Source organism: Bhargavaea cecembensis (genome assembly GCF_001619585.1).
GTDB classification, from domain to species: domain Bacteria; phylum Bacillota; class Bacilli; order Bacillales_A; family Planococcaceae; genus Bhargavaea; species Bhargavaea cecembensis_A.
Window position 1 is genome coordinate 225,021 of sequence record NZ_LQNT01000010.1, and the last position, 8,901, is coordinate 233,921.

Annotated in this window: 10 protein-coding genes; 7 read left to right on the top strand and 3 right to left on the bottom strand. The window is 54.8% G+C overall.

Translation table 11 applies throughout. The features are described 5' to 3' along the window. Positions 1-17 precede the first annotated feature (17 nt). The gene (locus AV656_RS10500) at positions 18-1,022 is read left to right on the top strand and encodes an ABC transporter permease (protein WP_063181697.1); all 1,005 of its coding nucleotides are present in this window, start codon (positions 18-20) and stop codon (positions 1,020-1,022) included. 17 nt (positions 1,023-1,039) lie between these two features. Beyond that, the gene (gene nikC / locus AV656_RS10505) at positions 1,040-1,930 is read left to right on the top strand and encodes a nickel transporter permease (RefSeq protein ID WP_063181699.1); all 891 of its coding nucleotides are present in this window, start codon (positions 1,040-1,042) and stop codon (positions 1,928-1,930) included. A 99-nt stretch (positions 1,931-2,029) separates the two neighbouring features. On the opposite strand, the gene AV656_RS10510 is transcribed toward nikC, so the two are convergent. Then, entirely contained in the window at positions 2,030-3,118 is a 1,089-nt protein-coding gene (locus tag AV656_RS10510) for an FUSC family protein (RefSeq protein ID WP_063181701.1), read from the bottom strand. A gap of 91 nt (positions 3,119-3,209) precedes the next feature. Then, on the bottom strand, positions 3,210-4,505 hold the full coding sequence (locus AV656_RS10515) for a glutamate-1-semialdehyde 2,1-aminomutase (RefSeq protein WP_063181703.1): 1,296 nt from the start codon (positions 4,503-4,505) through the stop codon (positions 3,210-3,212). 126 nt (positions 4,506-4,631) lie between these two features. Between AV656_RS10515 and bcp the strand changes: the two genes are divergently transcribed. The 4 genes from bcp (at position 4,632) to perR (ending at position 7,176) form a co-directional block, all read left to right on the top strand. Further along, positions 4,632-5,111 carry a thioredoxin-dependent thiol peroxidase gene (gene bcp, locus AV656_RS10520; RefSeq protein WP_063181705.1) on the top strand — a complete coding sequence of 160 codons (480 nt, stop codon included), beginning with the start codon at positions 4,632-4,634 and terminating at the stop codon, positions 5,109-5,111. A gap of 13 nt (positions 5,112-5,124) precedes the next feature. Then, a complete protein-coding gene (locus tag AV656_RS10525; protein WP_063181707.1) occupies positions 5,125-6,072 on the top strand; it encodes a D-2-hydroxyacid dehydrogenase in 948 nt (315 codons plus the stop codon). Positions 6,073-6,074: 2 nt separating this feature from the next. Continuing rightward, positions 6,075-6,626, top strand: coding sequence for a cob(I)yrinic acid a,c-diamide adenosyltransferase (locus AV656_RS10530; protein WP_063181709.1), 552 nt, complete (start codon positions 6,075-6,077; stop codon positions 6,624-6,626). A gap of 100 nt (positions 6,627-6,726) precedes the next feature. Then, a complete protein-coding gene (perR, locus tag AV656_RS10535) occupies positions 6,727-7,176 on the top strand; it encodes a peroxide-responsive transcriptional repressor PerR (protein ID WP_197462243.1) in 450 nt (149 codons plus the stop codon). 85 nt (positions 7,177-7,261) lie between these two features. On the opposite strand, the gene AV656_RS10540 is transcribed toward perR, so the two are convergent. Then, on the bottom strand, positions 7,262-7,624 hold the full coding sequence (locus AV656_RS10540; protein ID WP_063181716.1) for a YgzB family protein: 363 nt from the start codon (positions 7,622-7,624) through the stop codon (positions 7,262-7,264). 186 nt (positions 7,625-7,810) lie between these two features. Here AV656_RS10540 and AV656_RS10545 point away from each other — a divergent pair, with 186 nt between their 5' ends. Further along, positions 7,811-8,689, top strand: coding sequence for a nucleotidyltransferase-like protein (locus tag AV656_RS10545; RefSeq protein WP_063181743.1), 879 nt, complete (start codon positions 7,811-7,813; stop codon positions 8,687-8,689). Positions 8,690-8,901: the final 212 nt, after the last annotated feature.

Here is an 8,901-nt window from a genome sequence, read left to right on the forward strand (position 1 = left end):
CTCAGGGAGTGGTAACCATGCTCCAATACATCGGAAAGCGGCTTCTGCAGCTGATCCCGGTGCTCCTCGGCATGACATTCATCGTCTTCATGATCATCCGGGCGATTCCGGGTAATCCGGCACAGGTTATCCTCGGCCAGCAGGCATCACCTGAGGCGGTCGCCTCTCTTGAAGCCAAGCTCGGCCTCGACCAGCCGTGGTATACCCAGTACTTTGACTTCCTCGCGGGCATCCTGACCGGCGACCTTGGCGAGTCACTCAGGACACGGACTCCCGTAGCCCAGGAAATTTGGCCGTATCTCGCAGCGACCATCGAACTTGCGGTGTTCGCAATGATCATCGCGGTAATCGTCGGAGTCAATGCCGGCATCATCTCCGCTTGGTTCCAAAACTCGTGGTTCGACTATGCCGCGATGGTGGTCGCCCTGATTGGGGTGTCGATGCCGATCTTCTGGCTCGGCCTCATGGAGCAGTGGATCTTCGGAATCGAACTGAACATGCTTCCGACGACAGGCCGCGAGGAAGTGCGGAATCCCGTCACGGCGATTACCGGGCTGTATGTGATCGATACGATCATCCAGGGACGCTTTGACCAGCTTGGCGAAGTAGTCCGGCACCTGATCCTGCCGGGGATTGCGCTTGCGACCATCCCGATGGCGATTATTGCACGGATGACGCGCTCGAGCATGCTTGAGGTCATGCGCTCCGACTTTGTCCGGACGGCACGCTCGAAGGGTCAGCGCATGTCACTCGTTGTGTACAAGCACGCGCTCAAGAACGCGATCATCCCGGTGCTGACGGTGATCGGCCTGCAGATGGGGATCCTGCTCGGCGGAGCGATCCTGACCGAGACGATCTTCGGCTGGCCTGGGATCGGCCGTTATATCTATGATGCGATCGGATTCCGGGACTACCCGGTGATCCAGTCCGGCATCCTCGTCGTTGCATTCATCTTTGTCATGATCAACCTGCTCGTCGACATCCTCTACAGTGTCGTCGATCCGCGCATCAAGTATGACTGAGGAAAGGGGGATGCGCCATGTCTGAAGCAGTCACACAGCCGGTCCCCGGGGCCCCGGAAGAGAAAGCGGCCGGTCCCTGGCGTGAAGCCTGGACCGGTTTCAGAAAAAGCAAGGCCGCCCTCTTTGGTGCGGCAATTGTCCTGATGTTTGTTGTGCTCGCCTTTGTCGGGCCGCTGATCGCGCCGGAAGGCATCAATGAGCAGGACATGTCCAAACGCCTGATGGCACCAAGCGCCGAGCACTGGTTCGGCACCGATGATTTCGGGCGCGACATCCTGTCCCGGGTCATCCATGGGGCGAGGATTTCGCTCTGGGTCGGATTTTTCTCGGTCATCGGGTCAGTCATCGTCGGGAGCCTCCTCGGAATTATTGCGGGCTATTACGGACGGTGGGTCGATACGATCATTTCCCGCCTGTTCGACATCATGCTCGCATTCCCGTCGATACTGCTCGCGATCGCAATCGTCTCCGTTCTCGGGCCGTCTCTCCAGAACGCGCTCATCGCGATCGCCGTCATCAACGTCCCGAACTTCGGGCGGCTTATCCGCTCTAAAGTGCTGAGCATTAAGCAGGATGAGTACATTACGGCGGCAAAGGCAATCGGAATGAAGGATTCGAGGATTCTGTTCTCGCATATCCTGCCGAATTCAATGGCGCCGGTCATTGTGCAGGGAACGCTCGCAGTCGCCACAGCCATTCTCGAGGCGGCGGCACTCGGCTTTCTCGGCCTTGGTGCCCAGGCACCGGCACCGGAATGGGGCAAGATGCTGTCGGATGCCCGCAACTATCTCCGTGATGCCCCGTGGACGATGATCTTTCCGGGACTCGCCATCATGCTGACCGTCCTCGGATTCAATCTGATGGGAGACGGACTGCGGGATGCGCTGGACCCGAAAATGAAAAGCTGATCAAAAAGACGGACCGCTCCGGCTGGCCGTCTTTCCTTTTGCTATGCAACAGCAGGCCAAAAAAGCCCGGAGCATCCGATGCCCCGGGCTTTATTGCTATTAGATGATGTCTTCCTGCAGTTTCTCGTCCATCTCGTCTCCGTGCCGCTTCACGTACCGGACGATCATCCGGTCGAGGTCTTCCAGCTGCTCCTCATATTGAAGGAGCGAGGAAAGCAGATGAAGGAGGTGATAGGCGGAAAAGTCGTGATCCTCTTCCTGCTTGGCGATGTTGATCTCCTTTACGAAGATGTCCATCACTTCATGCCGGTCCATCCGATCGTCCAGACCGGAGTGGCTCATCCGGTCATCCTTCAGCTTGCCTGCAAATTTCAGGAGGATCTGCTCGTGGTAAGTAAGCAGCTCATCCAGGAGTTCCTGGATCATCATCCTGAAATGCGACGGCATATCAATCAGTTCGTTCTCATAAAGGTGAAGCTGCTTCAGGATATCAAATCCGTCCCGGGAAGCAGCGAGCATCTGCCGATAGATGACCAGCTTCCGCGCTTTCCTGAAAGTGAACTTTTTCGTGTAGCCCCGTTCTTCCTTGAAAAGAGAAAAATACGTGTCGATTTTGCTGTACCGGTCACTGATTTTGCCCATCGCCTTTTTCGTTGCGGAATGCTCGGAGGCCTGGCGCCCCGTCAGCCGAGTCCAGCGGATGATTTCATCCTGTACGTCATAAAGGGACTGGAACAGCCGCGGCTCGTATTTCGGCGGCAGGAAAAACATATTCACAAGGAAAGCCGAGAAGATCCCGGTCAGCATCGTCGCAAACCTGAGAACGGCATACATGATGAAATTCTCATCCGGCAGCTCCATGATCCCGATCATCATGACGAGCGCGAGGGTCACCGCATCGCCAAGATTCAGCTTCAGCATGATCGCGATGATCGTAACGGCCGCAAACCCGACACCGATCAGATGGTCACCGAAGATGAGGGCGAAAATGATCGCGAAAAACGCACCGATGACATTTCCCTGGACCTGTTGGATGATCGTCCTGAAGGAGCGGTAAATGGACGGCTGTATCGCAAAGATTGCCGCGATCCCCGCGAAGAGCGGTGCCGGCAGTCCCATCGTCTGTGCAAGGAACAGGGCGAGGACGATCGCGACACCGGTTTTTAAGATGCGTGCACCGAGTTTCATTCAGTGATTGTCCTTTCCGCGCTGTTTATTTGTTTCCATACTTTATACCCCAACAGCGGAAGGGAAATCAATTGTTCCCCCAATTCCCCGGTTATCCGCGTGCCATTTCGGCGAAGGATTCGTCCGCCGCCTTGATTGTCTCGCGGATATCGTCTTCAGTATGGGCCGTCGTGAGGAACCATGCTTCGTACTTGGAAGGAGCGAGGTTGATGCCGCGCTCCAGCATGAGCCGGAAGAATTTTGCGAATTGCTCTCCGTCGCTGTCTTCGGCCTGTTTGTAGTTTCTGACGGTCTCGTCCGTGAAGAACACGGTGAGTGCACCCTTCAGGCGGTTGACCGTCATCGTAATGCCATGCTTTTTGGCGGATTCCAGCAGCCCTTCTTCAAGAATTGCACCGAGGCGGTCCAGTTCTTCATAGACTCCCGGTTCTTTCAGCACTTCCAGGCAGGCGATCCCGGACAGCATCGATGCAGGGTTGCCGGCCATCGTGCCCGCCTGGTAGGCAGGGCCGAGCGGCGCGACATGGTCCATGATTTCCTTGCGGCCGCCGTATGCGCCGATCGGCAGGCCCCCGCCGATGATCTTGCCCATCGCAGTCAGGTCCGGTGTCAGGCCAAGCAGGTCCTGTGCACCGCCGTAGTGGAAACGGAATGCCGTAATGACTTCATCATAGATGGTGAGGGCGCCGTGCTTTTTGGCAAGCTCATGCACCAGCTCAAGGAAGCCCTTCTCAGGTTCGACGATTCCGAAGTTGCCGACGATCGGCTCGATGAGGATGCATGCTAGTTCATCTCCCCACTGTTCCATCGCTTTGCGGTAAGACTCTGCGTCGTTGAACGGGATCGTGATCATCTCTTCGGCAATCGATTTCGGTACTCCTGCGGAATCCGGCGTGCCGAGTGTCGCAGGTCCGGAACCTGCAGCGACGAGGACGAGGTCCGAGTGCCCGTGGTAGCAGCCGGCGAACTTCAGCACCTTCGTGCGGCCGGTGTAGGCGCGCGCGACACGGATTGTGGACATGACGGATTCCGTCCCGGAGTTCGTGAAGCGCACCTTGTCGAGCGAGTGGATGGCTTCCTTCAGCATCTCCGCGAACTTCACTTCATGGCGGGTCGGCGTACCGTAGAGAACACCGGTCTGCGCAGCATGAGTGATCGCTTCCGTAATATGCGGATGCGCGTGGCCGGTGATGATCGGGCCGTACGCCGCGAGATAGTCGATATACCTGTTTCCGTCAACATCCCAGAAGTATGCGCCTTCCGCACGTTCCATCACGGTCGGGGCGCCTCCGCCGACCGCCTTATAGGCGCGTGACGGGCTGTTGACCCCACCTACGATATGCTTCAGCGCTTCACCGTAAACCTGTTCAGACTGTTTCCGTTCCAATGGAACCCCTCCATTCATAATCTCCGATTCTCATTGTAGACAAAGAGAGCGGGGAACACCAAAAAAATTGTCATGCCACGTGCGCTCCGGTACGATGAAGAAAACGACTTCATGGAGGGATTGGGAATGGCAGAAACACTCGAAGGCCTGTCCGCACCGGACTTTTCATTGAAAGACAGCGAAGGGAACAGCGTCTCGCTGGCCGACTATAAAGGAAAGCAGTACGTCGTCCTCTACTTTTATCCGAAGGACAACACGCCGGGCTGCACGACGGAAGCATGCGACTTCCGTGACACCCATGACGAGTTCGAAAAGCTGAATGCGGTGATCCTCGGCGTGAGCCCTGACAACGAGACGTCCCATGCGAAGTTCATCGACAAGCACGGCCTGCCGTTCAGGCTGCTGGTGGATGAGGATCATAAGGTCGCGGAAGAATACGGTGTCTGGACGCTGAAAAAGAACTTCGGGAAGGAATACATGGGGATCGAGCGATCTACTTTCCTGATCGACCCGACCGGCACGGTCGTGAAAGAATGGCGGAAAGTGCGTGTGAAGGGACATGTCGAAGATGCGCTCGAAACACTCAGGCAGCTGACGGAGAACTAAGGGGGAACCGGGCATGGATGTTTTGTTTTTGTTCAGAATCAGAGATCACCAGGAAGAAATGCTAAAAGTTGAATTTCCGGAAGTCAATTTCCTGTTTGACCGGAACACGGATGACCCGGCGATTGAGACAAGCGAAATCATCGTCACCTACGGAACAGACATCGATGAAAACGTCCTGGACCGTGCCGGGAATCTGAAATGGATCATGGTGGCATCTGCAGGGGTTGAACTGATGCCGCTAGGCCGGATAGAGGAGATGGGCATCCCGGTAACCAATGTGCGGGGCATTCATAAGACGCCGATGGCTGAAACGATGCTTGCGCATATTCTGGCATACAGGAAGAAGCTGAGAGACGTGTATGCACAGCAGGCGAGGGGAGAATGGAAGCAGAAGATCCGCGGCACGGAGCTGCTCGGCTCTAAAGCGCTGATTCTGGGGCCGGGCGCAATTGGCGGAGAGGCGGGAAGGCTATTGAAGGCTTTCGGTGTCCGGACTTATGGATGCAACCGCTCCGGTTCACAGGCGGAGTACATGGATGAGATGGTCTCATTCAGTGGGCTGCTTGAGGTGCTACCCGAGATGGACACGGTCATTTCTGTTCTACCGAGCACTCCTGAAACAAAGGGGCTTTTAACCCGCGAACATTTCGGAGCGATGAAGGATACGGCACTGTTCCTCAATTTCGGAAGAGGTGACCTCTACGAAGAAAAAGTGCTGATTGAAGCTCTGGAGAACGGCAGCCCTGCCGCTGCGGCCCTCGATGTATTCGAAACTGAACCGCTTCCCGCGGACAGTCCCCTCTGGAAAATGGAGAATGTGACCGTTTCCCCTCATGTCTCCTCCCATTCGGGCAAATATATTGAGCGGTCTCTGGACATCTTCATGCCAAACCTCCGGGCCTACCTGGACGGCAGGGTGGATGAAATGGAAAACCGGGTCGATCCGGAAAGGGGATATTAAATATGAAGATTTACACGAGGACAGGCGACAAGGGCCAGACCTCCCTCATCTACGGGAAGCGCGTGTCGAAGACGGATCCGCTCGTTGATGCATACGGAACATGCGATGAGGCCAACAGCGCAATCGGCCTCGGGCTTTCGCACCTGCACCAGGAGTTCTTCGATGGGAAGGACGAACTGATGGCCGCTTTCCGCCGGATCCAGACGGTGCTGTTCCATGTCGGGGCAGAGCTCGCAACACCGGAGGGCAAAGAGGTCAAATGGAAATTGGAAAAACCGGAAATCGAACAGCTCGAGCAATGGATCGACCGGTATGATGCGGAGCTGGCACCGCTCAAGAACTTTATCCTGCCTGGAGGACATCCGGCAGCAGCGGGCCTCCACTATGCCAGGACAGTGGTCCGCAGGGCGGAGCGGGCTGCCATTCTGGTCGGTGATCACGTCAATCCCGACGTTCTCGCTTACCTGAACCGCCTTTCGGACTTTCTCTTTGTGGCCGCACGCTATGTCAACACGAAGCTCGGCCGCCCGGAGGATGTACTTCACGCGGAATAAAGCGGCAAGGGAGTTTCATTGACAGGAGTGCCTTCTTTCCTATAAACTGTTTATAACAATTATTACAAAGGAATCTCTATGGAAAGAGGTGGGCATGTCCATGTCTGAAACTGTGCTGCAGGAAGCCCTGGATACGTTGAAGACGAGCGGCGTGAGGATCACGCCCCAACGGCATGCGATTCTTGAATTTCTCGTAACTTCCATGTCCCATCCCACCGCCGATGAAATCTATCGTGCGCTGGAGGATAAGTTCCCGAATATGAGTGTCGCAACCGTCTATAACAACCTTCGCGTCTTTCGCGAGGCCGGCCTGGTAAAGGAACTTCCTTATGGAGATTCCTCGAGCCGATTTGATTTTGTGACTCATGAGCATTACCACATCATCTGCAATGACTGCGGAAAAATCGTCGACTTCCACTATCCGGGTTTGGACGAGGTCGAGCATCTGGCTTCCCACATAACGGGGTTCCAGGTCGACTCCCACAGGATGGAAGTCTACGGCAAGTGCCCTGACTGTGCAGAAAACAAAACCAATCCAGTGGTCCAGTAAAGGACCGGACTCACGGAGCTCTTCGCCCCGTGAGTTTTTTTATTCCATAAAAAAAGCCGCCCGTTCATATGGGCGGCATGTCAGATCATTCTTCCGGTTGTGCTGGCTTTTTGCGGTTGTAGGATTCGTCGAACTCTTTCCCTTCCAGTTCAGGGTCGAGTGTGAGCGGTTCCCGGCAATGGCCGCACATATCGACCCTTCCGAGCATTTTCGTTGCTTTCCCGCAGTTTGGACACTCGACCTGGACGGCCTTGGTCGACAGCATCCCAATCCAGAAATAAACGACGGTACTCGCAATGATGCAGAGAAGCCCGAGGACCATGAAGATAACCATGACAAGCGGATATTGCTTAAAGAAGATTCCGAAGTACATTACAACAAATCCGATAAAGATCAATGCCAGGGCAAAGGAACGGATCCGGTTGATTTTATTCTTATATGGTTTCATGTATCGACTTTCCTCCTCATTTCCCGTCTACTATACCACAATTCTCCGGCCCCGTTTCCTGTCCGGCTCCAACAAGATTGACGATTTTAAGAAGGGGAATCGGATTTGGACTCCCTTTTTTCAGAGGCGGGAAGGAATCAGCGGATGTCTGTCGAATTTGCACAGGAGATAAAAGGAGGAATCCCCATGGAGCATCTACTGCGGCCGATTTATCAGGAACGTGCGGGTGACCCGAACACGCTAGGTGTCATTCTGGTCGAGAAGCGGGGAAAGTTGGATCCCGTCACCGATACGTTCGATGCCATTCTTCTCATCCTGGTACAGGATGCGGAGCGGCCGGTATTCACGAAGCATTACACGGACGGCCAGGAAAAGGCAGCCATGCATGTTGTCGCGGAGCGGCAGCTGAAAAAGTGGCTCCTGCTCGGCACAAACCGCAAAATCGTGGACTGGCTCTTTTTCGGGCGCATCCTCTTCGACCGGAACGAATACATTGAGAACCTAAAGACGGAACTTAAAGATTTCCCGTTTTACGGAAGGCAGATCAAGACCGGACTCGAATTTGCCCGACTGATCCGCCACTATATGGAGGGCCGCATGTTCTACGAACAGCATAATTACCTGGACGCCTATAATCATGTCGTCCGTTCCCTTCATGGTCTTGCCCGGCTGGCGGTGCTTGAAAACGGCCTGCTTCCTGAAGTTACGGTCTGGTCACAGGTCAAAAAGATCGACCCTGCCATCTATAAGTTGTACGAAGAACTGGTCTTGAGCGACGAGACGCTTGAAAAGCGGTTGGAGCTTTTGTTCCTGGCAGGTGAGTTCTTCATCAATTCCAAGGTCACAGATGGTGCGCGTCACATTCTCTCTGCCATGTCCGAGAATGAGGACTGGACGATACAGGAGCTTCACGAACATGAAGAGCTCCGGAATTATTCCGTTAACCTGGAAGTATTCGTAGAGTACCTGATCGACAGAGGACTCATAGAGGTCGTCAGAAACCAGGCCAAAGACGGCAGGATTGAGCACAGGAATTACCGGGTTGCCCCGATCACTGAGGAGTGATTGGGGTACACCGGTATTTTTTTTTGCAGAACCGCTTGACGGAATGACGGAAACTGAGTATGATAGTAAACGTCGCTTGAGAGCGGCCGCCGGGAGAGATACGGCGTCAAACTTCTTGAAAAAGAGTGTTGACATCGAAGTTCACCGGTGTTATCATAGAGAAGTCGCTTTCGGAGCGGCAAACATGAACCTTGAAAACTGAACAGCAAAAC

Coding starts and splice junctions, on each gene's coding strand:
- AV656_RS10525 (WP_063181707.1), top strand. CDS start 5,125: ATGGATGTTTTGTTTTTGTTCAGAATCAGAGATCACCAGGAAGAAATG.
- AV656_RS10510 (WP_063181701.1), bottom strand. CDS start 3,118: ATGAAACTCGGTGCACGCATCTTAAAAACCGGTGTCGCGATCGTCCTC.
- bcp (WP_063181705.1), top strand. CDS start 4,632: ATGGCAGAAACACTCGAAGGCCTGTCCGCACCGGACTTTTCATTGAAA.
- perR (WP_197462243.1), top strand. CDS start 6,727: ATGTCTGAAACTGTGCTGCAGGAAGCCCTGGATACGTTGAAGACGAGC.
- AV656_RS10530 (WP_063181709.1), top strand. CDS start 6,075: ATGAAGATTTACACGAGGACAGGCGACAAGGGCCAGACCTCCCTCATC.
- nikC (WP_063181699.1), top strand. CDS start 1,040: ATGTCTGAAGCAGTCACACAGCCGGTCCCCGGGGCCCCGGAAGAGAAA.
- AV656_RS10545 (WP_063181743.1), top strand. CDS start 7,811: ATGGAGCATCTACTGCGGCCGATTTATCAGGAACGTGCGGGTGACCCG.
- AV656_RS10540 (WP_063181716.1), bottom strand. CDS start 7,624: ATGAAACCATATAAGAATAAAATCAACCGGATCCGTTCCTTTGCCCTG.
- AV656_RS10500 (WP_063181697.1), top strand. CDS start 18: ATGCTCCAATACATCGGAAAGCGGCTTCTGCAGCTGATCCCGGTGCTC.